Annotated in this window: 20 protein-coding genes and 2 tRNA genes; 13 read left to right on the top strand and 9 right to left on the bottom strand. The window is 33.2% G+C overall.

Annotation, left to right across the window (positions count from 1 at the left end):
* Positions 1-63 precede the first annotated feature (63 nt).
* The 6 genes from QLS31_RS02590 to QLS31_RS02565 all read right to left on the bottom strand — a co-directional run bounded on the left by QLS31_RS02590 (position 64) and on the right by QLS31_RS02565 (position 5,415).
* Positions 64-2,307: a M1 family metallopeptidase gene (locus QLS31_RS02590; RefSeq protein ID WP_282742376.1), complete on the bottom strand. Its 2,244-nt coding sequence runs from the start codon at positions 2,305-2,307 to the stop codon at positions 64-66.
* A gap of 59 nt (positions 2,308-2,366) precedes the next feature.
* The gene (locus QLS31_RS02585) at positions 2,367-2,873 is read right to left on the bottom strand and encodes a DUF6702 family protein (RefSeq protein ID WP_282710733.1); all 507 of its coding nucleotides are present in this window, start codon (positions 2,871-2,873) and stop codon (positions 2,367-2,369) included.
* 79 nt (positions 2,874-2,952) lie between these two features.
* Entirely contained in the window at positions 2,953-3,708 is a 756-nt protein-coding gene (locus QLS31_RS02580) for a hypothetical protein (protein ID WP_282742374.1), read from the bottom strand.
* A 31-nt stretch (positions 3,709-3,739) separates the two neighbouring features.
* Positions 3,740-3,955, bottom strand: coding sequence for a hypothetical protein (locus QLS31_RS02575; RefSeq protein ID WP_282742373.1), 216 nt, complete (start codon positions 3,953-3,955; stop codon positions 3,740-3,742).
* Positions 3,942-4,670 carry a hypothetical protein gene (locus QLS31_RS02570; RefSeq protein ID WP_282742371.1) on the bottom strand — a complete coding sequence of 243 codons (729 nt, stop codon included), beginning with the start codon at positions 4,668-4,670 and terminating at the stop codon, positions 3,942-3,944. The genes QLS31_RS02575 and QLS31_RS02570 overlap by 14 nt, the downstream gene beginning before the upstream one ends.
* Complete coding sequence (locus QLS31_RS02565) at positions 4,660-5,415, bottom strand: hypothetical protein (RefSeq protein WP_282710738.1); 756 nt, start codon at positions 5,413-5,415, stop codon at positions 4,660-4,662. The genes QLS31_RS02570 and QLS31_RS02565 overlap by 11 nt, the downstream gene beginning before the upstream one ends.
* Before the next feature lie 148 nt (positions 5,416-5,563).
* Here QLS31_RS02565 and pepE point away from each other — a divergent pair, with 148 nt between their 5' ends.
* Positions 5,564-6,271, top strand: a complete 708-nt coding sequence (gene pepE, locus QLS31_RS02560) for a dipeptidase PepE (RefSeq protein WP_282742369.1) — start codon at positions 5,564-5,566, stop codon at positions 6,269-6,271.
* Between the two features lie 53 nt (positions 6,272-6,324).
* Here pepE and QLS31_RS02555 read toward each other — a convergent pair.
* Both QLS31_RS02555 and QLS31_RS02550 read right to left on the bottom strand, forming a co-directional pair.
* Positions 6,325-6,397, bottom strand: a tRNA-Gly gene (locus QLS31_RS02555).
* 47 nt (positions 6,398-6,444) lie between these two features.
* Positions 6,445-6,517 (bottom strand) — tRNA-Gly (locus tag QLS31_RS02550).
* Between the two features lie 429 nt (positions 6,518-6,946).
* On the opposite strand from QLS31_RS02550, the gene QLS31_RS02545 reads away from it, so the two are divergent.
* Positions 6,947-8,533 carry a L,D-transpeptidase family protein gene (locus tag QLS31_RS02545; RefSeq protein ID WP_282742368.1) on the top strand — a complete coding sequence of 529 codons (1,587 nt, stop codon included), beginning with the start codon at positions 6,947-6,949 and terminating at the stop codon, positions 8,531-8,533.
* On the opposite strand, the gene QLS31_RS02540 is transcribed toward QLS31_RS02545, so the two are convergent.
* Complete coding sequence (locus tag QLS31_RS02540; protein ID WP_282742366.1) at positions 8,522-9,244, bottom strand: murein L,D-transpeptidase catalytic domain family protein; 723 nt, start codon at positions 9,242-9,244, stop codon at positions 8,522-8,524. The genes QLS31_RS02545 and QLS31_RS02540 overlap by 12 nt on opposite strands.
* Before the next feature lie 188 nt (positions 9,245-9,432).
* Here QLS31_RS02540 and QLS31_RS02535 point away from each other — a divergent pair, with 188 nt between their 5' ends.
* The 11 genes from QLS31_RS02535 (at position 9,433) to QLS31_RS02485 (ending at position 24,710) form a co-directional block, all read left to right on the top strand.
* Positions 9,433-11,826: a DUF5916 domain-containing protein gene (locus tag QLS31_RS02535; protein ID WP_282742364.1), complete on the top strand. Its 2,394-nt coding sequence runs from the start codon at positions 9,433-9,435 to the stop codon at positions 11,824-11,826.
* Positions 11,827-11,964: 138 nt separating this feature from the next.
* Positions 11,965-14,382 (top strand): DUF5916 domain-containing protein, encoded by a 2,418-nt coding sequence (locus QLS31_RS02530; protein ID WP_282742362.1) that lies wholly within the window; start codon positions 11,965-11,967, stop codon positions 14,380-14,382.
* 141 nt (positions 14,383-14,523) lie between these two features.
* Positions 14,524-16,041 (top strand): 2,3-bisphosphoglycerate-independent phosphoglycerate mutase, encoded by a 1,518-nt coding sequence (gene gpmI, locus QLS31_RS02525; RefSeq protein ID WP_282742360.1) that lies wholly within the window; start codon positions 14,524-14,526, stop codon positions 16,039-16,041.
* A 124-nt stretch (positions 16,042-16,165) separates the two neighbouring features.
* On the top strand, positions 16,166-16,837 hold the full coding sequence (locus tag QLS31_RS02520) for a TetR/AcrR family transcriptional regulator (RefSeq protein ID WP_282742358.1): 672 nt from the start codon (positions 16,166-16,168) through the stop codon (positions 16,835-16,837).
* 15 nt (positions 16,838-16,852) lie between these two features.
* Positions 16,853-18,514: an ATP-binding cassette domain-containing protein gene (locus tag QLS31_RS02515; RefSeq protein ID WP_282714844.1), complete on the top strand. Its 1,662-nt coding sequence runs from the start codon at positions 16,853-16,855 to the stop codon at positions 18,512-18,514.
* Between the two features lie 2 nt (positions 18,515-18,516).
* Positions 18,517-19,863 (top strand): biotin/lipoyl-binding protein, encoded by a 1,347-nt coding sequence (locus QLS31_RS02510; protein WP_282742355.1) that lies wholly within the window; start codon positions 18,517-18,519, stop codon positions 19,861-19,863.
* On the top strand, positions 19,863-21,251 hold the full coding sequence (locus tag QLS31_RS02505; protein WP_282742352.1) for a TolC family protein: 1,389 nt from the start codon (positions 19,863-19,865) through the stop codon (positions 21,249-21,251). The genes QLS31_RS02510 and QLS31_RS02505 overlap by 1 nt, the downstream gene beginning before the upstream one ends.
* A gap of 44 nt (positions 21,252-21,295) precedes the next feature.
* The gene (gene map, locus QLS31_RS02500) at positions 21,296-22,114 is read left to right on the top strand and encodes a type I methionyl aminopeptidase (RefSeq protein WP_282742350.1); all 819 of its coding nucleotides are present in this window, start codon (positions 21,296-21,298) and stop codon (positions 22,112-22,114) included.
* 70 nt (positions 22,115-22,184) lie between these two features.
* Complete coding sequence (locus tag QLS31_RS02495) at positions 22,185-23,423, top strand: AAA family ATPase (RefSeq protein WP_282742348.1); 1,239 nt, start codon at positions 22,185-22,187, stop codon at positions 23,421-23,423.
* Complete coding sequence (locus QLS31_RS02490; RefSeq protein WP_282742346.1) at positions 23,410-23,937, top strand: hypothetical protein; 528 nt, start codon at positions 23,410-23,412, stop codon at positions 23,935-23,937. The genes QLS31_RS02495 and QLS31_RS02490 overlap by 14 nt, the downstream gene beginning before the upstream one ends.
* A 2-nt stretch (positions 23,938-23,939) precedes the next feature.
* Positions 23,940-24,710, top strand: coding sequence for a class I SAM-dependent methyltransferase (locus QLS31_RS02485; RefSeq protein ID WP_282742344.1), 771 nt, complete (start codon positions 23,940-23,942; stop codon positions 24,708-24,710).
* The last annotated feature ends 29 nt before the right edge of the window (positions 24,711-24,739 follow it).

The raw sequence follows: 24,739 nt of genomic DNA, 5'->3' as shown, positions 1-24,739 counted from the left end.
ACTTTTAATTTTTTCATAAAAAAAAGACTCTTTTCAGAGTCTTTTTTAATTTTATGTCTTTATTTAATCAAATTTAGACTTCACTTCTTCTTTAGGCCAAGCGTTATTGGTTACATCAATATCAGCTGTTTCTAATTTTGGATCTATCTGAATCTTTTTAATTGCTTTTTCAGTTGCATAAACTTTCTTAGCGGTATCATTGTTTTTTCTCCAAATTTGAGCTGGATATTTGAATGTTTCTTTTGTATCATCTTCGTAAGTCAATTCAACAATAATTGGCATTAACATTCCTCCTGGCTTGTTAAACTCTACTTCGTAGAAATACTTAGGAGATTTTAATTTTAACTTTTCATCTGCAGAGAAGTTTTGGTTTACATACTCAGATAGTAAATTTACATCTGCAATTGCCAATGCTTTCTTGTCTTTAGCTGATAATTCTTCACTTGTTCCAGGAACTAAATAAACGAAAGGTCCTTTTTCTTGACCAAAACGCCCTCTTCTTACTACAGCGTCTTTCAATTCTTTTGTTGCTGTCTCAGACACGAAATATTGTTTTACTTCTTTCACTCCGATATCTACAAAATCAGTAGAGTAAAACCATCCTCTGAAAAACCAATCTAAATCTACTGCTGATGCATCTTCCATAGTTCTAAAAAAGTCTTCTGGTGTAGGATGCTTGAATTTCCATCTGTTTGCATATACTTTGAAAGCATGGTCAAACAATTCTCTTCCCATAATCGTTTCTCTAAGGATGTTTAAACCTGTTGCCGGCTTACCATAAGCATTAGCACCAAATTGAACTATCGTTTCAGAGTTTGACATAATTGGCTCCAAGAATTTTTGATCTCCACTCATGTAAGGAACAATTTTACTTGCCGGTCCACGACTTGAAGGGAAGTTTGTACCCATTTCTTGTTCAGCCATGTATTGCATAAAAGTATTAAGACCTTCATCCATCCAAGACCATTGACGCTCATCAGAATTTACAATCATAGGAAAGAAATTGTGTCCTACTTCATGTATCACTACACCAATCATTCCGTTTTTAATACGCTCACTTGTCACTCCTTTTTCGTCAGGACGACCATAATTCCAACAAATCATTGGGTATTCCATCCCTTGATCTTCTGCTGAAACAGAAACTGCTTTTGGATAAGGATAGTCAAATGTATGAGATGAATAACTTTTTAAAGTATGAGCAACAGTTCTAGTTGAAGTTTCTCCCCAAAGTGGATTACTTTCTTTAGGATAAACTGAAATTGCCATAACTGTTTTGTTAGTCAATTGAACTGCCATTGCATCAAGAATAAACTTTCTTGACGTAGCAATACCAAAATCCCTTACGTTTTTAGCACTAAATTTCCATGTTTTTTTCTTTTCTGAAAAACCTTTTTCACTTGCTTCAGCTTCCGCTTGAGTAACAATTACAACTGGTTTGTCAAATGATTTTTGAGCCAGTTCGTATCTTTTTACTTGCTCTGCAGTAAATACTTCGCTTCTGTTCATCAATTCCCCTGTAGCTTCCATAACGTGATCTGCAGGAACGGTGATATTTACATCAAAATTTCCAAAAGGCAACGTAAACTCTCCCGTTCCCCAAAATTGCATATTCTGCCATCCTTCAACATCATTATACACTGCCATTCTAGGATAGAATTGAGCAATTACATATAATTTGTTTCCTTCTTTTTCGAATAATTCGTAACCAGAACGACCACCATCTTGTCTGTAATTATTAATATTATACCACCAATTGATAGAAAAAGTAAATTTTTCACCAGGTTCCATTGGCGTTGCTAAATTAATACGCATCATCGTTTGATTGATCGAATAGGACAAAGCATTTCCTTTTACATCTTTCACGAAATCAATGTTAAAACCACGCTCTTGCTCTTGTTTTAAGAACTTATTTGCGAAGTTTCCAGCTGGAAAAACCTGTTCCATTCTTTGGCTTTCCGCCAATGGAGTCTGTGAAGTTTTCGCAGCTTGATTTTGGTCTAACTGAACCCATAAATACTCTAAAGTATCCGGAGAATTGTTATAATAAGTAACCGTTTCAGAACCAGTTAATTTAGATTTTTTGTCGTCAAGCTCTACATTTATCTTGTAGTCAGCCTGTTGCTGATAGTAAGCCGGACCCGGAGCTCCAGAAGCCGTACGAAACATGTTAGGTGTTGCTAACAGGTCATACATTTGACTAAACTTATTGGTATCATATTTTCCTGTTTGTTTTGGCGCAACAGGTGCCGTTTTTTCTTGGGCAAATAAAATTGCGGGAAGAAGTAATAATAATGTAAATTTTTTCATAGGTGGAAATCTGGTTATCAGTGCGTGAAAATAATAATTTTAAACAAATTTCTCTAAATTTATTCATATTTTAACATTCCCTTGGATGTGGACTCTGTAAATAGTAGTGTGTTTTTTACACCAGCCACATTAAAATGCATAATATTCTGTTGCTCTGAATTTCCTTCTATGATAACTGTGTTATAAATTTCGAGTGAATTAATTTTAGGGACTTCCTTAATACTTAAATAACAAATAAGTACATCTCCTTCCATTTCTTTACTTAAAAGATTCATGGCCTTAGCTTGTCCATTTATTTTTATGGAGAATTTTTCGCTTAAATACTTTTTCAACAAAATCAAATCTTCATCCGTTTCTTTTTCGGAGCCCAAATTGATTTTCTTAGTATACTTTTTTCCAACGGCGCTATTCAAATCATCAACAAAAATACGAGCGGTAATTTGAAGCATTTTCTTTTGGGGAGCGTAATTTACTTGGTACAATGCTACATAAAATTTATGCACAGTAAAAGAAGTCAACGTTAAAAATAATAGGCCAAAAAAAGTAATTAAGATTGTTTTTTTCATACGAAGATTCTATTTGTTTTTATCGGAATATGGTATCGCAATTCTTGAATCTTATTTGTATTTTGGAATCATGGCGATTTCATTTTTCAAAAGTAGTAATTCTTTTAAACTCTTCGTTCTTGGTGATTAAAAAATCAATTAGTAAAAATTCGTCTTCTTGTTTCAAAAGGCTTTTTGATTTTGGATCATTCTCGCAATAATCCAGAAAAAGTCCAACTTCTTCTTTTTTCAACTTCAATGTATTTGTAAAGAAATAATTGTCAATCCCTTTAGAAACCACATCCGAGAAATCCACATTAGAATTCAAATCGGCTTTTTTTGCCGAATCATTCTTGAATACTTTAGAAACCATTTTAAATATTCTAACAAAATCCATTCCGTTTTCTATACTTCCATCCGATGGCATGGTTCTATTCACTGGCGAAGATTTCGCATCGTCAAAAAATTGCAGGTCTACAATTCCCTGAGAATTTCCGGTTATTGGTTTTATCTCCGCTTTACGCTTCACAATAACTTCCTTCAAAAGCGTAGTTTGTGCTTCTAAATTGACTACAAACAACGGTTTCGAAAAATCGTTGTCCCGAATCACAATTTTTTTAGACTTGAAAGATGCGCTTGAAACTAACAAGGTGTCTTTGGCTTTCGCCAAAATATCAAAAAAGCCTTGGTCGCTTATAAAGGTTCTTGTTTTTGAATTCAAATTAAAAACATACCCGTTGTCTACCAAAGCAGATTCATTTACAAATTGACCGTGCAAAGACTTTCTGTTTCCATTTTGACCAAAAGAAAGTTGGCAAAAGAAAATCAAACAAAGGATTCTTATTTTAGTTTTCATCTTGGATTATTTTATAAGCATTATTTTTTTTTCAATCTAGCAATTGGCTTTTACCAAAAATAAAAAATTCTCCATCACTATTTGTGACGGCTGTTTTTTCATTTACTAAATTTAAGATATTTATTCCACTTATATAAGCCGAATCGACTCTAATTTTACCATGAAGCAGCTTTTCAGCAGAAGTTTGTCCAAAAGAAATTTGGCACATTAAAAATAAAACTACCGGTAGAATTTTATTTATTTTCACCTGCAATAATTTCATTGTAATTTTCGGCGAGCCTTACAATTAAAAACATGACCATTGTCTTGTTTTTAGATCGCAATGCATTTGCAAAAGCAGTATCATCAATACAGTAATATTGAAAACCTCTAATATAATCTGTGGGAATTTTTAAGTTTTCGATATAATATTTATCTTCAAAAAGAACTTCGATTCTAGCTAATAATTGTTCTTTTTTCTCAATTACAATTTCCTTTTTCAGCATGGCTTTTCGTCCTGAAATGGTATTCAGCAATCCATCGATACCATTACCGGAAGTTGCCGTGTATAATTTCCTTTCGGCTGGTGTATATTTTTTTTGCCCGTAAGGTATAATTCCTAAACTCTCTGCCGTAATGGTAGATTCACTCACTATGACTTCTTTCAAAATAATACTTTTAGGAATCATCTTTACTGTAATAACTTCCTGTTGAATATCCTGCTTGTCCATTTTCATTCGAATACCTTCTAAATTAACCGCAGTAAACACCAAAACATCGCCTTCTTTTACAGCAATAGTAAAGAAACCGTTCACATCCGAAAAAGCAGTTTTATCCGTTGTTACATTCTCAATCGTAATGCGATCAACCGCAACAGAATCGGCGATAATTTTTCCTCGAAGTTCCTTTATGTTGTCAGCTTGAGCAAAAATGACTTGCGCGAACAAAAAAACAATAAACTGTAGTGTAATTTTAATTTTCACCGGCGATTATTTCTTTATATTTAGTTGCTAACTCTCCAATTAAGAAAGTAGTCATCGTTACATTTTTAGATTTCAAAATAGTCACAAATCTTTCGTTGTCAACAATATAATATTCAAATCCTTTGACATATTCAGAAGGTATTTTTAATGTATTTACAAAATAATCAATAGTAAACATATTCTCTAATTGCCTCATATACGATTCTTTCTTTTCGACTTCAACTTCTTTTTTAAGCATTTTAGTCCTTCCTGAAAACCAATTCAATAATGGATCCGCTGAGATTGAACCACCCATCATCGAGCCTGCATTAGCAGTGGCATTAAGATTACTGGCAGTATATAACTTTCGTTCAGCCGGAGTATATATTTTTTGCCCCTTTGGAATTATTCCCATTGATACCGCATTGATACCGCTTCTTACAATAACTTCGCGCAATTGATTTACTATCGGCATCATTTTCACAGAAAGCATTTCTTGTTCAAAATCCTTTTGGGTTAAGCTAATTCTAATCTCTTTGAACTGCCCTTCAGTAAATAGTAATGTGTCTCCTACTTTAGCCAAAATAGAAAAATTTCCCTCTTTATCTGTGACTAAAGCTTGCTCGCTTTTTAAGTTTATCACATAAATTCCTTCTAAAACAGAAACGTCAGAAGTCACTTTCCCTTTCAATCTTATTCTAGAAGTTTCCTGTGCTACAACATTCGTTGTTACAAAAGCCAAATACAAGTACACAATTCTAATCATCCCTTTTTAAATCCGTTATTCACACCTCGTAAAAGTATCTTAATGCGTTCCAAATTAATTACTAATGGGTTGGTAAAAAAATGTTAATTAAAAATGTGAAATCAAAAAGACTGATTTAATACCTTTAGCACAAATTATTCACTAAAAAATGAAAAATATACTAATCGCAAGCACTTCTACTCTTGCAAACCAGAATTATCTGGACTATTTATTACCTGAATTGCAATTGCATTTTAAAGACTGTAATACTATTCTTTTCATTCCTTACGCAAGACCCGGAGGTATTTCTCATGAGGAATACACTGCAATGGTTAGCTTGGCTTTTGCCAAAATAAATAAAAAAGTAATCGGAATCCATGAATTTGAAGACGCCACTCAAGCTTTGAAAAATGCCGAAGGAATTTTTACCGGAGGTGGAAGCACCTTTGTTTTGGTTTCCCAATTATACAAAAACAACAGTATGGAAATCCTCTCTGAAGTTGTAAAAAATGGAACTCCGTATTTAGGAACAAGTGCCGGAAGTAACATTTGTGGATTAACGATGCAAACGACAAATGACATGCCAATTGTTTATCCTCCAAGTTTTAAAACTCTGGGATTAATTCCTTTCAATTTGAACCCACATTATTTAGATCCCGACATCAATTCAAAACACATGGGCGAAACTCGCGAAACCAGAATAAAAGAGTTTCATGCTTATAATTCAGTACCCGTTTTAGGATTAAGAGAAGGAAGTTGGCTGGATGTAAAAGGAGACAAAATCACTTTGAAAGGCGATTTGACTGCACGCCTGTTTAGACAAAATCAAGCACCTGAAGAACTGGAAAGTGGAACTGATTTAAGTTTTTTAAAGTAATCCTAAAATAAATTACAAAAAAAAGCCGAAACTATTAAGTTTCGGCTTTGAAGAGCGAAAGACGAGGCTCGAACTCGCGACAACCAGCTTGGAAGGCTGGAGCTCTACCAACTGAGCTACTTTCGCATTAAAACAGTAAAATAAAAAACCTCAAACCTAAATTTGAGGCTTAGAGCGAAAGACGAGGCTCGAACTCGCGACAACCAGCTTGGAAGGCTGGAGCTCTACCAACTGAGCTACTTTCGCATTAACAACGGTGCAAATATAATTAATAAGTTTGCTTCAATGCAAGTTTTTTTCTTAAAAAATCACAAACTTACCCACACTATCTTTTTTAATAAAGCATATAAAAATCATAAAGAATTTAATATGAAATTATTATACCTTTATTACGCTTAAAAAAATTATCTAAAATATCAAAAAAATTATCGTTTTTTGAAGCATTTTCAATAAGACATCCCGTACTTCGGGCAAAAAACAGTTCCGAATTCAGGAAATAGCAGTCTTAAAACAGCATCAAAAAAGGGTTTTGGAGAAAAACTCATTCAAAATTCTGAAAAATTCGCACGAAAAGAAGCATTGGATTCCATGAAAAAATGGAATATCAAGTCAAAATATTACCTTTTAAAATAAAAGGAGTTGAAGAACACATTATCATGTTTAAAAAAACGAATAATGAAGACGTTGGTTCTAATATTGTTAATCTGTGTAACTATTAGTTGCAAAAAGGAAGTACTAAAAAGTGAGGTAATCTTGAAAAATGATATTTCAAACCCTCCTGTTTTACCTAAAGGTAAATCCGTTAGAATTGACTCCATCCTACTAACTTCTTTTAACAACAAAACACTTTTCAATTTTTATAAAGCGACTAACTACAGAACAATTTGGCAATCTGAGGATAGTAGAAAAATAATTTTAACAGAACTCCTTAAATCTGATGAGGAGGGATTAAATCCGGAGGACTACAAAGTAAAAACATTAAGTGATTTTGAAAAAAAATCAGCAACACTAAACGATTTTGATTTAGCCAAATACGACATTTTACTGACCGAAAGTTTTCAAAAATACATTTCACATTTGACAAACGGAACATTAAACCCAAGAAAACTATATAAAAACTGGGATTTAAAAGAAAACTACATTGACCTAAACGAGACTTTGACAAATTTACTGGACAGCGATTCCTTAGCAGACAAAATAGAACAATTGAAACCCAATCATATTGTTTACAAAAGATTAAAAAAAGCATTAAAACTGATTAATACCTTTCCTAAAGATGATTTCAAAGCGTTAAAAATCGCAGAAATAATTGCTCCAAACGATACCAATCCTTCCATAATTGATATTAAAAAAAGATTGACTTACTGGAAAGAATTGCAACCGCAAGACAGCTTAACGACTATCTATGACCCAGAAACCATACTTGCAATAAAGAAATTTCAAAATCGTCATGGTTTAGCTATCGATGGAATAATTGGACCTGCAACAATTTCCTCACTCAATTTTTCCAAAAAACAACGAATGCAACAAATTATAGTAAATCTTGAGCGCTGGAAATGGTATCCTAAAGAAATGGGAAAAGAATATATAATCATTAATATTCCCGACTACAGATTGACGCTAATAAAAGAGAAAGACACGTTGAGAACGCACAGAGTAATAGTGGGAAGAGCGAAAAGAAAAACACCAATCTTATCGTCTAAATTAACTCAGGTTGTCTTTAACCCAACTTGGACTGTCCCTCCCACAATTTTGCGGGAAGATGTTATTCCTGCCATTTTAAAAAACCGCAGTTATTTATCGGAATCAAATATTAAGATCTATGATCGCAATGGGAAAATCGTAAGTCCTTACGAATGGCAATTATCGCAAGCCAAAAGTTATCGTTATGTGCAAAGTCCAGGAACTTTTAATTCGCTGGGAATGGTTAAAATTATTTTTCCAAACCGCTTCTCTGTTTATTTACACGATACCAATCACAGGGATTATTTCGACAAAATAGATCGTTCGTTGAGTTCGGGTTGTGTCAGAGTTGACAATCCATTAGAATTAACAGAATATTTATTGAACGATGCCGTAAATTGGAATCTGGAAAAAATTACAACAATCTTGCAAAATGAAAAAACAAAATTTGTAAAAATCAAAAAAGAAGTTTCATTTCACCTACTATATTGGACTGCTTGGAGCGAAAACAACAAACTGATTTTCAGAGATGATATTTACAATCTAGATAATGATTTATACACTAAATTAAGAAATTGATTCTGTTCCAAATTTAGAAGCCCTTGACGGATGGTAAATAAAAAAACATGACTTGTTTTTTATGGCACTGATGATATCTTTAGACAATTCTACCGGCACAGCAGGACAACCTTGGCTTCTGCCTAACCTGTGATTATTTTTGATAAATGAATTAGAAACATAGTCGGCTGCATGCATCACTACACCTCTTGCTCTCGCATTGTCATTAACTCCTTTTTCCAGACCATCCAGTTTAAGTGACATCCCATGTTTACCATTATAAATTTCACCTGTGGCATAAAAACCTAAACTGCTTTTATACGATTCAGCTGAATTTGAAAAATTAGAAGCAAATTCATTTCCTGTATTTCTGCCATGTGCCACAAGAGAATGAAACAATATATCTCCAGTTAGTAGGTCAATTACCCAAAGTCTTTTGGTATTCGAGGACAAACTAAAATCAATTAAGGTGAGAATATCTTTCTTAATTAATCCTTTTTCTTTCAACGAATAATACCCTTTAAAAGCTTCAGCAAAACTTTCTGATTTAGGTAAAGCAAATTTATCAGAATGCAAATTATTGTAAGCCAATTCAATTTTAGCCTCAACACTAGATTCTACCGTTTTGGCATAAACTACTGGTTTAATATCACTTGGCTCTGAAATGTTTGTTTTGCTTGTAGAGAAAGAAAAAAGCATAAACAAAATAGTAGGAAATAGATTATAAATCATTGATTATCTTTAAGTTATAAATAAATTCGGGATTGCAAACTTACGTTAAAAAATCAAAATCGAAACATTTTTAACAAAATTTTAGTCCATTTATAACGTATTACTTGGTGAAATATTGAGTGAAAAATCATAAAAAACACAATTTCTATGTTAATTTTGTTATTTTTGTTTAGAATCAATCCCAATTTATGTCAAAGTTCCATTCGATAGCTATATTTTGTTTAATTTTCTTTAGTTATACTGCTTACAGCCAAAAAAAAACGCTTCAAGCAAAATCCATCACTGAAAATATAACAATTGATGGAAAGATAAATGAAGAAATTTGGGAATCTGCCTCAGTTGCTACCAATTTTGTAATGTTTGAACCTGACAACGGAAAACCAATAAGCAACGATAAAAGGACAGAAGTAAAAGTACTCTACGATAACAATGCCATCTACATATCGGCATTACTTTATGACAATGAACCTGAAAAAATTCAACGAGAAATAACAAAACGAGATGTTTTTGGGGTTTCAGATCACTTTTCTGTTTACATAAATGGATTTAATGACGGTCAACAAGATTTTAGGTTTTTTGTAAGTGCCGCTGGAGTTCAAATGGATTGTTTAGCTACAGAAGATCTTGAGGATTTTACTTGGGACGCCATTTGGGACAGCGAAGTAACAATAACTGAATTGGGTTGGGTTGTGGAGATGAAAATCCCTTATGCCGCTTTACGATTTTCGAAAGCTGACAAACAAACTTGGGGATTAAACTTCATGCGTGAAATCAAGCGCGATGTGCAAAAATATACTTGGAATAGGATTGACACTAAAATTGGCGCTGTTATTCCGCAAGCTGGAATTCTTCAAGGAATTGAAAGCATAGAAACTCCTACCCGACTTTTCTTAATTCCCTATACATCTGCTTACTATCAACAAAGTGATATTGGTTCTGACACGACTTTAAAAGCTGGGTTGGATATAAAATACGGTATAAATGATTCCTTTACATTAGATGCTATTTTAGTACCTGATTTTGGACAGACAAAATTTGACAATGCTATTTTAAACCTATTGCCTTTTGAACAAAGATTTGAAGAAAACAGACCTTTCTTTACAGAAGGAACGGATTTGTTTAACAAAGGAGGTTTGTTTTATTCGCGAAGAATTGGCGGTGCCCCAAGTACCGAACCAGCAACCGCAGCAAATGAAGAAATAACTAATTATCCTAGTACAGTCAATTTACTAAATGCAATAAAAATATCTGGTAGAACTCAAAAAGGTTTAGGAATTGGATTCTTAAATGCAGTTACTGAAAAAACTAAAGCTACTATTTTAAATAATTACACAGGTGACACTAGACAAGAAGTCATTGAACCTTTGACAAATTACAATATGTTTGTCCTGGACCAACGCTTCAATCAAAACTCTTCTGTGACTTTTGTCAATGCAAATACAACCAGAAACGGAGATTTTAGAGATGCAAATGTTGCGGCAGTATTGTTTGATTTAAACACAAAATCAAATACCTATAATCTATACGGTGACTTTAAATACAGCTCCATCAATACCATTGAAGACTATGATGGGTTTAAAACAGAAATTGGTTTTGAAAAAACAAGTGGGCAATATAGATACGGTTTTTCTGGAAAATATCTTTCTGAAAATTACGATGTGAATGATTTAGGCATCAATTTTTATTCTAATTATCACAATGTTTACGGACATGCAAGCTACAGAATAGTAAATCCAACCAAAATTTTTAATACTTTCAGATTAAATGAATATATAAATTTTGAAGTGGACAATACGTCTAAAAAATTACAAACTGGTGCTTTTGGGACAGAAATAAGGGCGACAACATTAGGGAATGATTCTTTAGAGCTTTTATTCGAATTAACACCCGTCAAAACATTCGATTTTTACGAGCCACGTGAGTATGGAAGATATGTATTTCTTCCAGAAAAAATGACCACCATTCTAAATTTCACCTCAAACGACAACAATCCTTTTACACTAATTATCCAACCTACATTTACAAAATACAATGAGAGTGGTAGAAATAATTATGGCTTTTATTTAGGTCCAAAATACCGATTCAATGACAAATTTTCTTTAGCCTTCGCATCTGAATACACCAAAATGAATAATGATCGTGGATGGGTTGCCTTTGATGACACAGAAATTGTATTTGCAGAACGCAATCGAGAAATTCTTCAAAACGATATTACTGGAAAATATTCCTTAAACAATAAAATGACCATCAATCTTACGGCTCGCTATTATTGGTCGTATTCTAAAAATCATGAATTCTTTACCTTGCAAAACAGCGGTTATTTAACTCCAAATACTAGCTTCGCACAAAATAAAGACAGGAATTTTAATTCTTGGAACTTCGATTTGTCTTATTCTTGGTGGTTTGCTCCTGGAAGCGAAATATCCATTTTGTACCGTAACTATGGATTAGAAAGAGCAAGTATAGTCGAAAAAGATTTATCTAAAAATCTAAAAAGTATTTTTAATAGCGACTTAACCAATGTGCTTTCCATAAGCATTCGCTATTTCATTGATTACAATGCCGTGAAAAATAAATTTTAATTTTTCGATCAAACTGTAACATTCAATTGAAAAGGGAGTCTATTAATTCAAACTATTCAGTGGATTGGTGATTGTTGCCTTTGAAGCTTTTTTGGTTTTTCTAAATTTTGCATCAATCACCAATCAATCAATCGTTTCATGAAAAATCAGTTATTACTTTGTTTTCTATTCCTATCTGCTTTTGGCTACAGCCAAAAAAAAGTCTTACAAACTAAATTCATTTCGGAAAAAATTGAAATCGATGGAAAATTAGACGAGAATACATGGCAAACAGCTGCAATAGCCAATGATTTCATCATGTTTGACCCAGACAATGGCAAAGCGATTCCAGAAAACAAGAGAACTGAAGTAAAAATTTTATACGACAATGACGCCATATATATTGGTGCCATTATGTATGATGAAAATCCTGATAAAATTTTAAAAGAAATCACCCAGCGGGATAATTTTGGTACTTCTGACCTTTTTGGTGTTTTTATAAATGGGTTTAATGATGGACAACAAGATTTTCAATTTTTTGTCAATGCAGCAGATGGCCAAGCCGATTGCATTACCACCGATACCAATGGTGAGGATTATTCCTGGGACGCCGTTTGGAAAAGCAAAGCCGTAATTACGGATAAAGGCTGGGTTGTAGAAATGAGAATTCCATACGCCGCATTGCGTTTTTCCGGTGAGAATAAACAAACCTGGGGACTTAATTTTTTCAGGGAAATTAGACGTGATCGTCATAAATACACTTGGAATTTCATTGATTCAAAACTGGGAACTTTCACCCAACAAACAGGAGTTTTAGAAGGAATTGAAAATATAAAACCTCCCACCCGACTCTTCCTTTTGCCGTATTCTTCCTTTTATGTAAATGCTAATGCACAACAAAAAACATACGGAACTCTCAAAGGCGGATTAGATTTGAAGTATGGAATAAACGATGCTTTTACGCTGGATATGATTCTTATTCCTGATTTTGGACAAACAAAATACGATGATCAAATTCTGAATTTAGGACCATTTGAACAACAATTTAACGAGAACAGACCTTTTTTTACAGAGGGAACCGATTTGTTTAGTAAAGGAAATTTGGTTTATTCGAGACGAATTGGGGGAAACCCAATCAATTACCCGACCGCGGAAGCCAATGAAGAAATTATTGACAACCCGGCAAGTATAAATCTTATCAATGCATTAAAGGTTTCCGGAAGAACCAAAAATGGATTGGGAATAGGAATATTGAATGCCGTTACCGAAAAGACTTCAGCATCTATTCGAAATAATGACACACAAGAAGTAAGAAAAGAAGTAGTCGAACCTCTTGCAAACTATAATGTTTTAGTATTGGATCAACGCTTTCGCAAAAATTCCTCAGTTGCATTTGTAAACACCAATGTGACTCGGAACGGAAGTTTTAGGGATGGAAACGTTACAGCTTTAGTTTGGGATTTGAATACTAAGAAAAATACCTATAACCTTTCGGGAGATTTTAAATACAGTTATATCAATGACGTTGAAGATAAAAAAGGAATTAATTCACAATTAAATTTCTCTGAAACCAGCGGAAAATACCGTTATGGTTTTGGTGGTAACATTGTTACCAAAGATTTCGATAATAATGATTTGGGAATCAATTTTGAAACTAATTATTACAGTTTATATGGTAATACGAGCTATAGAATCCTTAATCCAACTAAGGTGTTTAACAGCTTTAATGCCTACCTTAATCTTTACTCACAATTTCAAAAAGAAACGGGTAAAATTCAATCCAGTAATATCAATCTTGAGATAAATTCTAAAAACAAAAAAAATCACTTTTTTGGAATTGGGATTGATGCCAATGCGGTAGAAACATATGATTATTATGAACCAAGAACAGCCGACAGATACGTAATAAAACCAACAAAAATTGGAGGTTATCTGTATGTTTCCACTAATTATAATAATAGTTTTGCCATTGATGTAAATCCTTCTTATGCTTTTTTTGATGAAGCAGGAAGAAATTCCTATGGTTTTTCTATAGGTCCAAGATATCGTTTTAATGACAAATTATCGCTGAATTACAACTTCAATTTTTTCAGACAAAACAATAATAAAGGATATATTGACAGCATTAATGACGACATGAATTCGGCAACACCAAACACCATACTTTTTGCCAATAGAAATGTAATTACCTATTCAAATACGCTTTCTGGGAAATATTCTCTGAACAGCCAAATGACGTTTAATATTTCGTTGCGCCAATATTGGTCGTATGCCGAAAATAAAAATACTTTATCATTAGAACAAAACGGAAGACTCGCTGATTTTGCAGGATATACAACTAATAAAAACTCGAGCTTCTATTCTTGGAATGCTGATTTGTCTTATTCTTGGTGGTTTGCTCCAGGAAGTCAAGTTTCTGTTTTATATCGTAATAATGCTGGTGCCTTTGAAAGAGACATCAATAAAGAGTTTAAAGACAATGTCACTAATCTGCTGAATAACGATGCATTGAGCCATGTTTTCTCAATAAGTGTGCGTTATTTTATAGATTACAATCAAGTTAAGAATAAATTCTAAATGCATTAATTTTAAAAAAGACAACTTTCCACAACAAAATAATCATTATTTGTTATTGTTAGCCTCCGAATGTATAATAGTGATTTCCATTCATTCGAACATTTTTAGAAATGCTTTATCTTTGCTTAAAATAAATTTGCAATGAACAAAAAAGTAATTCTTATGATTTTGGACGGTTGGGGAAAATCTCCTGACCCTAAAGTATCAGCAATTGATAATGCCAATGTGCCATTTATTAACAGTTTATATAGAAATTATCCAAGCGCCCAGCTTCGAACTGACGGATTAAATGTTGGACTTCCTGAGGGGCAAATGGGAAACAGTGAAGTAGGACATATGAATCTTGGTGCAGGTAGAATTGTCTATCAGGATTTAGCCAAAATTAACCTTGCCGTTGCACACGACACTTTAGCAAAGGAGCAAGTTTTAGTTGACGCCTTTACTTATGCCAGAATAAACAATAAAAAAGTACACTTTTTAGGTCTGGTTTCAGATGGAGGTGTACACTCTCATACTTCTCATCTACGCGGCTTGATTGATGCGACACAACAACACGGATTACAGAAAGTTTTCGTTCACGCTTTTACTGACGGTCGTGATGTAGATCCAAAATCTGGTAAACATTATATTCAGGATTTACAGGATTATATCGCTAATACTTCCGTGAAACTGGCTTCGGTTGTGGGACGTTATTATGCAATGGACCGTGACAAACGTTGGGAAAGAGTAAAACTTGCCTACGATTTATTGGTCAACGGAATTGGAACTCATTCAACAAATGCAGTTACTTCCATCGAAGAAAGTTATGAGGTTAATGTAACCGATGAATTTATTCATCCAACGGTTATAGTTGATGAAAATGACAAACCATTGGCTACAATTGAAGAAGACGATGTGGTTATCTTTTTCAATTTCAGAACAGACAGAGGAAGAGAATTAACCGAAGCGCTATCACAACAAGATTTTCATGAGGAGAACATGCACAAGTTAAACTTGTATTATGTAACCCTTACTAATTATGACGAAACTTACCAAAATGTAAAAGTCGTTTATAATAAAGATAATATTACTGAAACTCTTGGTGAGGTTCTAGAAAAAGCGCATAAAAAACAAATTCGTATAGCCGAAACGGAGAAATATCCTCACGTTACTTTCTTCTTTTCTGGTGGAAGAGAACAACCGTTTATTGGCGAAAGCCGCATTTTGAAAAATTCTCCAAAGGTTGCCACTTATGACTTACAGCCAGAAATGAGTGCCTTTGAATTGACAGATGCTTTAGTTCCGGAATTGGAGAAAGAAGAAGTAGATTTTGTTTGTCTTAATTTTGCCAATGGTGACATGGTAGGTCATACCGGGATCATGAGTGCAGCGATACAAGCCTGTGAAGCAGTTGATAAATGCGTTGAAAAAGTAATTACAACAGCATTAGCGCACAATTATACGACTATTGTAATTGCAGATCACGGGAATTGTGAAACGATGATTAATCCTGACGGAAGCCCAAATACAGCACATACAACAAATCCAGTTCCAATTATTTTAGTGGACAAAGACTTAAGAGCGATTCATGATGGAGTTCTTGGCGATATTGCTCCAACCATCTTGGAATTAATGGGAGTAGAAAAACCTGAGGTAATGACTTGTCATTCTTTACTTTAAACAAAACCAACAACCAATATTTTAATTAAAAGCTACTCCATACGAGTAGCTTTTTTTATAAATAAAAGTTAAAATCTCATTATTGATAGTAATACTATTATATTTGCATAAAATATTATCAATTATGAATACAATACTATCCAATTTAAAAATACAAGTCAACGAGAAAATCTATGTGAAGGATCCAGAAACGTCTTCTTTGGGTAAAAAAATTGTAGAACAAAGTATCCTTTTGATAGACGAAATTGGATTCGATAATTTTACATTCAAAAAGTTAGGAGAAAAAATTGGTTCTAACGAAAGTTCCATTTATCGCTACTTTGAAAACAAACATAAACTATTAGTTTATTTATCCTCTTGGTACTGGAGTTGGATGGAATATAAACTAGTTTTTGCCACGACAAATATTGCTGATCCAACCGAAAAACTCAGCAAAGCAATCACTATCGTAACTGAAAAAGTTACTGATGACACAAACACAGAGCACATCAATGAAGCTATTTTGAATAAAATCATCATTGCTGAATTCACAAAAACAGTGCAAACAAAAGAAGTAGATCAGGAAAACAAGGAAGGTTTTTTTCTGATTTACAAAAGAGTAATTAATCGAATTGTAGGCATAGTAAAAGAAGTCAATCCAGAATATCCTTTTGCAAAATCACTAGTTTCTACTATAGTTGAAGGAAATTTGCATCAGCATTTTCTAATGGAACATCTAAAAACGATTACCGATTGTAATGAATCCGTGAGTACCACTGAATTTTACTTGAATCTTGCCAAAAATGTCCTTCGATAAACTAAAAAAACTACCATGACTCCATTAAGACGTTTTTACAACTTACTTCAATTAGACAAAAAAGATGTCTATCAAATATTTTTCTATGCCATTTTTGCCGGATTAATCAGCTTGTCACTTCCATTAGGAATTCAAGCAATCACGAACTTTATACAATCTGGAAGAGTTAGCGCTTCTTGGATAGTTTTAATTATTTTAGTGGTTTTTGGGGTTGCATTAGTTGGAATTTTATCTTTAATGCAACTCCGAATCACCGAAAATTTACAGCAAAAAATATTTGTTCGTTCCTCCTTTGAATTTGCTGCTCGCTTGCCAAAAATAAAAACAGATCAATTATACAATTCATATCCACCAGAATTAGCCAATCGTTTTTTTGATACGATGACCATCCAAAAAGGAACTTCAAAGCTATTAATCGATTTTTCGGCGGCTCTCTTACAAATTGCTTTCGGCTTGATTTTATTGTCTTTGTACCATCCGTATTTTATTGTATTTGGAGTTTTACTGTTTTTTCTTTTGTACTTTATATTCAAATTTTCCTATAAATCCGGACTGGAAACCAGCTTAAAAGAGTCTAAATTCAAATATAAAGTGGCTGGCTGGTTGCAAGAAATGGCTCGAAATAATTTCAGTTTCAAAAATGACCTCAACTATAATTATGGTTTACAAAAAAACAATAATTTGGTTAGTGATTATTTGAATTATCGCGAAAAACATTTTAAAATCATGCAAAGACAGTTCACACAACTGATTATTTTTAAAATCTTAATCACTGCAAGTTTATTGTCGATTGGAGGATTTTTAGTATTGTCCCAACAAATGAATATTGGGCAATTTGTAGCTGCAGAAATAATCATTTTATTAGTCATCAATTCGGTTGAAAAAATAATACTCGGACTCGAAACATTCTACGATGTACTGACTTCAGTTGAAAAAATTGGTCAAGTAACCGACTTGGAATTAGAGGAAGAAACCACGTTCAAAAGTGATACTTGTTATGCTAATATTTCATTGGAAACAGAAAATCTTAGTTTTAAATTCCCGGATTCAGACAAAGAAATACTGAGCAACATTTCCTTGAAAATTGAGCAAGGGGACAAAATTGCAATAGCAGGAGACAATGGTTCCGGAAAAACAACACTGATTCGAATATTGTCCGGTTTATTGCAGCCTACATCTGGTTCTTTTTTCATCAATGATGATACGTTCAGAAAAATCAACCTGAAACAATACCGCTCCCAAATAGGCAGCATTATTCAAGGCGAAACACCATTTGAAGGAACGCTGTTAGCTAACATCACCTTCAATGACAACTCGGTAAGCACTGAAGATTTAAGATGGGCCATTGAAGGCGTCCAACTTTCGTCATTCATCAAATCATTGCCAAAAGGTCTGGAGACACGCATTTTTCCGGAAGGAAAACAATTATCGTCTTCTAATGCACAAAAAGTGCTACTGGCCAGAAGCATCATCCATAAGCCAAAAGTGCTTTTTTATGAAGATCCAACAGACATGATGGATGAAGAAATAGCTAATGAAGTTATTGACTTCATCACTTCCGAAAAAAACAAATGGACGATTATCGTTTCTTCAAAAAATCCATATTGGAGAACCAAATGTAATAGACGAATCATTATGCAAAATGGGGTGATTCAACTTGATTTAAAAAATAATTAGTCATGCTAAATATATCTGATAACAAAACAAAACTGCAACCGTTAGACCGTTACGAGACCATTAAAAACTTGGCTAACAGACCGCATTACAGAATTTTAAATAAAATTATAGCTGGTGTTTCAATAGTAGCTTTAGTGGCACTTTTTCTCCCTTGGACACAAAACATTTCAGGAACTGGAAGTGTAACAACATTAAAACCGGACCAAAGACCACAATCTATTCAGAGTGTGATTTCTGGCCGACTTGAAAAATGGTATGTCCAAGAAGGTGATTTTGTCAATAAAGGCGATACAATCCTGTTTATCTCTGAAATAAAAGAGGATTATATGGATCCTAATTTAGTGGAAAACACTAGAAACCAAATGAATGCCAAGAAACAATCTTTACAATCGTATGGTTCTAAAGTAAGTACACTTTCCGGCCAAATTCAGAACATTGAAACGGAAAAGGTCTTAAAACTGGAACAAGCACAAAATAAAATTAAACAATCTCTTTTAAAAATTAAGAGTGACAGTATGGATCTTGTTGCTGTAAAAACCCAGCTGAGAATTGCCAATACACAATACGATCGTTCCGTTCAGCTGAATAAAGAAGGACTAAAACCACTTACTGATATTGAAGAAAAAAGACTAAAATTACAAGAAGTCGAAGCTAAAATTATCACGCAGGAAAACAAATACTTAACCAGCAAAAACGAATTTATCAACGCCAAAGTTGAAATAAACAGAATAAGCGCTGAGTATGCAGAGAAAGTTTCCAAAGCGAATAGTGATAAATACACAGCACTCAGCAGTCAATACGACACTGATGCCCAAGTAAACAAACTCGAAAATCAATATGCAAATTACAGCATTCGTAATGGAATGTATTATATCAAAGCATCGCAAAGTGGTTATATCAACAGGGCGTTGCAGTCCGGTATTGGGGAAACCATAAAAGAAGGAACGCCAATTGCAACCATAATGCCATCCGAATATGATATAGCGGTAGAAACTTTTGTAAACCCAATTGACTTGCCTCTATTAACCAAAGGAGAAAAAGTTCGGGTTTGGTTTGATGGATGGCCAACAATTGTATTTTCAGGATGGCCTGATATGTCTTATGGAACTTTTGGTGGAGAAATTGTTGCTATTGAAAATTTCATCAGTGAAAATGGGAAATACCGCGTATTAATCGCTCCCGATAAAAAAGAAGCCAAATGGCCGAAACAATTAAGTATAGGAGCCGGAGCGCAAACTATTGCTTTGTTAGATAACGTTCCAGTTTGGTTTGAAATTTGGAGGACATTGAACGGATTTCCGCCAAATTATTACAAACCAACGACCAAAACCACAAAAGAAAAGAAATAATGAAACATGTATTTTTAGCGCTTTTATTCTTTGGTTTTTCTGTAACTGCTCAAGAAATCGCATCAAAAGAACTTACCTACACCGAGTTTCTGGGGTATGTGAAAAAATACCATCCGCTGGTGAAGAATGCCAACTTGGAAATCAATAAAGCACAAGCTAATTTGATGATGGCTCGTGGTGGATTTGATCCAAAAATTGAAGTAGATTTCAGTAAAAAACAATTCAAAGACAAGGAATATTATTCCATTTTGAACAGCAGTTTCAAAATCCCAACTTGGTATGGAATCGAGATTAAAGCTGGATTTGACAATAGTGAAGGTGTTTATTTGAATCCCCAAAACACACTTCCAAATCAAGGATTAACCTCGTTGGGCGTAACGGTTCCGCTTGGACAAGGTTTGTTTATTAATCAAAGAATGGCTGATGTTCGAAAAGCAAAAATGCAAATACAATTGAGCCAAGCAGAAAGAAAACTGCAAGCTATTACAGTTTTATATGATGCTTCTTTGGCTTACTTTAATTGGAAGAAAAACTTCAATGAAGTGCAATTGTATGAAGAATACAACAAGAATGCACAAATTAGGTTCAAAGGAATTCAGTCGTTAATCCAGCAAGGTGACAAACCTGCAATTGACAGCGTTGAAGCGGGAATTATTGTAAAAAACAGAATCCTGAATCTGGAAGACTCCAAGCTTAAATTGGCTAAAGCCAAATTAGAACTTTCTAATTTTCTTTGGTTGGAAAACAATATTCCATTGGAAATATCCGATGAATTGATTCCCGAAACGCAATTGGAATTTACGATTCAGAAAAGTTTAAAAACGAATGATTTATTGAATACAAATTTCTCCATTACCAATCACCCAAAAATCAATGCATTGCAAAGCAAGATTGACATGCTAAATGTGGAAAAAAAATTAAAGGCCAATATGCTTTTGCCAAAAATTGATGTGGGTTACTCCTATATTTCAGAACCCAGTTACATTGATAATTATCAATTTGAGGATTATAAAATTGGATTGGATTTTTATTTCCCTTTGTTTCTTAGAAAAGAACGCGGAAGTTTGAAACTGGCGAAGTATAAAGTACAGGAAACTGAATTTACATTGGATTTAGAAAAAGTACAACTGACCAATAAAATAAATGCACAAAGGATCGAAATTGAATCCTTGCTAAGACAAAAGGAACTAATCAAAGGTTTGGTTCAGGATAATCTCACGATGTTAAATTCAGAGGAAAGATTATTTTCTTTTGGAGAAAGTTCCTTATTTTTAATTAACACCAGAGAGAATAATTTAGTCAGCGCACAACTTTCAAAGATAGCTTTGGAGAACCGTTTTTACATTTCAAATTCAGAGCTTTTTAAAATAATGGCTAATCCGGATTAAATAATTTATAAAATTGTACTTTTGCAAACTGAAAATTCGAAATTATGATTATAGTAAAATCACGTGAAGAAATAGAATTAATGCGCGAAAGTGCCTTAATCGTATCAAAAACATTAGGAATGATTGCTTCTGAAATAAAAGAAGGAGTTACGACTTTATACCTGGATAAATTAGCCGAAACATTCATTCGTGACCATGGAGCTGAACCAAGTTTTCTTGGATTATATGGTTTCCCGAATTCACTTTGCATGAGTCCAAACGCACAAGTAGTTCATGGAATCCCAAACAATACACCTTTAAAAAGTGGTGATGTAATCTCCGTAGATTGTGGCGCATATAAAAATGGATACCATGGCGATCATGCCTATTCTTTTGAAATAGGTGAAGTCGCTCCTGAAACAAAAAAATTATTGCAGGTAACCAAAGAATCTTTATATGTTGGAATCCGCGAATTCAAATTAGGAAATCGTGTAGAAGACGTAGGAAATGCAATTCAAAAATATACAGAAGCGCATGGTTATGGCGTTGTTCGTGAATTAGTAGGTCATGGCGTAGGACAAAAAATGCATGAAGATCCTGAAATGCCTAATTATGGTAAAAAAGGAAGAGGAAAACTTTTTGTAGAAGGAATGGTTGTCGCTATTGAACCGATGATTAATATGGGAACCCGAAACATCAAACAATTAAAAGACGGCTGGACAATCCTTACTGCCGATGGAAAACCAAGTGCCCACTTTGAGCATGACGTAGCCATTATTGATGGAAAACCGGAGATATTATCGACTTTTGGATACATCTACAAAGCATTAGGAATTGTTAGTAATGAAGAAGATGAGTTTAGAGGAGAACCGCTGGTTTTATAAACACAGATTTCATAAAGAACATGATTTAAATTAAGTTAAAAAATAACTACTTTTATAAAAAAATAACACAATGAGAATAAAACTTCAAAATATTGGAATTATTGAAGAGGCAGATATTAATGTTGATGGAATTACTTTAATTGCAGGTCAAAACGATTCTGGGAAAAGTACTATTGGAAAGGTTTTGTATTCTATTGTGAAAGGATTTAATTTAAATGAAAATATTTTTTACGAAAATAAAAACAGGATTGTTTCTTATTATTATCAAGATATACTAAAAGAATTAAAAAAGAACTGGAATGAAGATATATCTGAATATCAAACCAAAGAAATAAACGATATATGGATCAATCAAATTGATATGCTAGTTTCAAAAGACCCAATTCCTGATGAGATAAAAAAATCAATCCTAGATAAAATATCACGTTTAAAAAAACAATTCAAAAGTAAATACAACACTATTGAGCAAAAGCAGGACGAAATTGAAAGATGGATAAGTACTGAAACATCTACATTATATAACATATTTAATACTCCTAAAAAAGAATTCAAAATAGAAATTGAAGATTTATTGGGAAGTACTATAATTGAAGACCGTTATAAAAATATTAACACTGAATACATTTTTCTTTCTTTAGATAAAAATTTAGAAACATATTACAAAGAAGCATATTATATCGAAAGTCCTTTAATTATTGATGAATCTTTGCAAAGATTTGTAGGTAAAGACAATTTTCAAAGCTACTCTAGAAGTCGTCAAGAAGAATTAGCGAAATCTTTATCAAATCCTATACAGGTTAATACATTAGATTATTCCAATATATACAATAAAGTTTCTGAAATAATAAATGGAGAAATCACTATAGACTTATTAGATGGAGTCCGTTATAAAAAAAACAATCAAGATATTGCAATTAAAAATACAGCTGTCGGCATCAAGAGCTTTGGTATAATTCAATTATTATTAAAAAACAATAGACTTAACAACAGAACTTTACTAATAATTGACGAACCTGAAGTACATTTGCACCCAATTTGGCAAGTAAAATTTGCTGAAATCTTAGTTATTTTATCTAAAGATTTCGATATTCCTATGGTATTAACTTCTCACAGTCCCTATTTTATTGAAGCATTAGAGGGTTTTGTTAAAAAATACAAATACGAAAAGTCAACTAATTTTTATTTTGCAGAGAAAAATGAAGATGGTTTGTCTTCTAAAATTATTGATGTAACAAAAGACATTACTCCTATTTTGAGTTCAATTTCCGGTGCTTTTTATAAAATTCAAGATATCAATGATGAGGATTAACGATATTCAAGAACACTTTCAAAATAATGTAACTAAGAAAACCTTACAAGAAATTTCTTGGTATCAAGAAAAGATAAATGAAGTTTTAGTCACAAAATATCTGATAAATTCACAAAAATTAAGTTTTGATTTTGACACAATTAATCCGAAAGTAAAAACTAAGGACACGACTAGTATCGAAATAAAAACTGCTGACACAGTTTATTTTAAGGACGAAAAGGTGATTTTTGTTGAATTCAAAAGTAGTGCTATAAAAAAAATAGAATTTAGATTAAAAGCCACTGAAAGTATCATTTCATTTTACAATTATATTTTCAAAAATGGATTTACGGAACAAATGCGTTTTCCGAATGACACTTTCCAAATCTATTTTGTCTATAACCAAAATTGCACTCCTGCAAGATTACAAACGTTTTCATTAATGGAAAAGGAATTAAACATTGAATATAAGCACTTTTTCTCAAAACTTAAAGTTATCGACAACAATAAATTTAAAAGCACATTTGGTATCTAACAATGAAAAAACTATTTAAACTTGTACTCAATACTATTCCGCGTCCTATACTTATTCGCTTAAGTTATGTGGCACGACCAGTTCTTGCATTTGCCTTGAAAGGAACTACATTCACTGATCCTATTGACGGGAAAAGTTTCAAATCGATGTTGCCTTATGGATACGAAACACAAAGAAATAATGTGCTTTCCCCAAGTACACTTTCTCTGGAAAGACATCGTTTATTGTGGTTGTATTTAAATAATGAAACTGACTTTTTTACTTCGGCAGCAAAAAAGAAAGTATTGCATTTTGCGCCAGAACAAGCTTTTTATAAATTGTTTAGAAACCAGAAAAATCTGGACTATACTACAACAGACTTATTTTCACCTCTTGCTGATGTGAAAGCTGATATTTGTAATTTACCTTTTGAAGACAATCAATATGATGTTATTCTGTGCAATCATGTTTTAGAACACATTCCGGATGACACGAAAGCCATGCAGGAATTGTATCGGGTTTTGAAGCCAGGTGGAATGGCTATTTTACAAATTCCGCAGGATTTATCCAGAGCAACAACTTTTGCCGATGATTCCATTACAGATCAAAAAGAACGCGCTAAAATCTTTGGTCAATACGATCACGTTCGTATTTATGGCCGTGATTATTTTGACAAATTACGAAGCATTGGGTTTAAAGTAATTGAAGAAGATTACACAAATAAAATTGCACCTGAATTAGTAGAAAAATATTGTTTAGCCAAAGGGGAAATTATTCCGGTTTGTTTTAAATAATTTACACTATAAAAAAACCTGCTAAAGTT

The organism is Flavobacterium sp. XS2P24 (assembly GCF_030010285.1).
Taxonomy (GTDB): domain Bacteria; phylum Bacteroidota; class Bacteroidia; order Flavobacteriales; family Flavobacteriaceae; genus Flavobacterium; species Flavobacterium algoritolerans.
Note: the sequence above shows the minus strand (reverse complement) of the source record. Positions and strands in the feature narration are given on the sequence as shown.

Coding starts and splice junctions, on each gene's coding strand:
- QLS31_RS02590 (WP_282742376.1), bottom strand. CDS start 2,307: ATGAAAAAATTTACATTATTATTACTTCTTCCCGCAATTTTATTTGCC.
- QLS31_RS02585 (WP_282710733.1), bottom strand. CDS start 2,873: ATGAAAAAAACAATCTTAATTACTTTTTTTGGCCTATTATTTTTAACG.
- QLS31_RS02580 (WP_282742374.1), bottom strand. CDS start 3,708: ATGAAAACTAAAATAAGAATCCTTTGTTTGATTTTCTTTTGCCAACTT.
- QLS31_RS02565 (WP_282710738.1), bottom strand. CDS start 5,415: ATGATTAGAATTGTGTACTTGTATTTGGCTTTTGTAACAACGAATGTT.
- pepE (WP_282742369.1), top strand. CDS start 5,564: ATGAAAAATATACTAATCGCAAGCACTTCTACTCTTGCAAACCAGAAT.
- QLS31_RS02545 (WP_282742368.1), top strand. CDS start 6,947: ATGAAGACGTTGGTTCTAATATTGTTAATCTGTGTAACTATTAGTTGC.
- QLS31_RS02540 (WP_282742366.1), bottom strand. CDS start 9,244: ATGATTTATAATCTATTTCCTACTATTTTGTTTATGCTTTTTTCTTTC.
- QLS31_RS02535 (WP_282742364.1), top strand. CDS start 9,433: ATGTCAAAGTTCCATTCGATAGCTATATTTTGTTTAATTTTCTTTAGT.
- QLS31_RS02530 (WP_282742362.1), top strand. CDS start 11,965: ATGAAAAATCAGTTATTACTTTGTTTTCTATTCCTATCTGCTTTTGGC.
- gpmI (WP_282742360.1), top strand. CDS start 14,524: ATGAACAAAAAAGTAATTCTTATGATTTTGGACGGTTGGGGAAAATCT.
- QLS31_RS02520 (WP_282742358.1), top strand. CDS start 16,166: ATGAATACAATACTATCCAATTTAAAAATACAAGTCAACGAGAAAATC.
- QLS31_RS02515 (WP_282714844.1), top strand. CDS start 16,853: ATGACTCCATTAAGACGTTTTTACAACTTACTTCAATTAGACAAAAAA.
- QLS31_RS02510 (WP_282742355.1), top strand. CDS start 18,517: ATGCTAAATATATCTGATAACAAAACAAAACTGCAACCGTTAGACCGT.
- QLS31_RS02505 (WP_282742352.1), top strand. CDS start 19,863: ATGAAACATGTATTTTTAGCGCTTTTATTCTTTGGTTTTTCTGTAACT.
- map (WP_282742350.1), top strand. CDS start 21,296: ATGATTATAGTAAAATCACGTGAAGAAATAGAATTAATGCGCGAAAGT.
- QLS31_RS02495 (WP_282742348.1), top strand. CDS start 22,185: ATGAGAATAAAACTTCAAAATATTGGAATTATTGAAGAGGCAGATATT.
- QLS31_RS02490 (WP_282742346.1), top strand. CDS start 23,410: ATGATGAGGATTAACGATATTCAAGAACACTTTCAAAATAATGTAACT.
- QLS31_RS02485 (WP_282742344.1), top strand. CDS start 23,940: ATGAAAAAACTATTTAAACTTGTACTCAATACTATTCCGCGTCCTATA.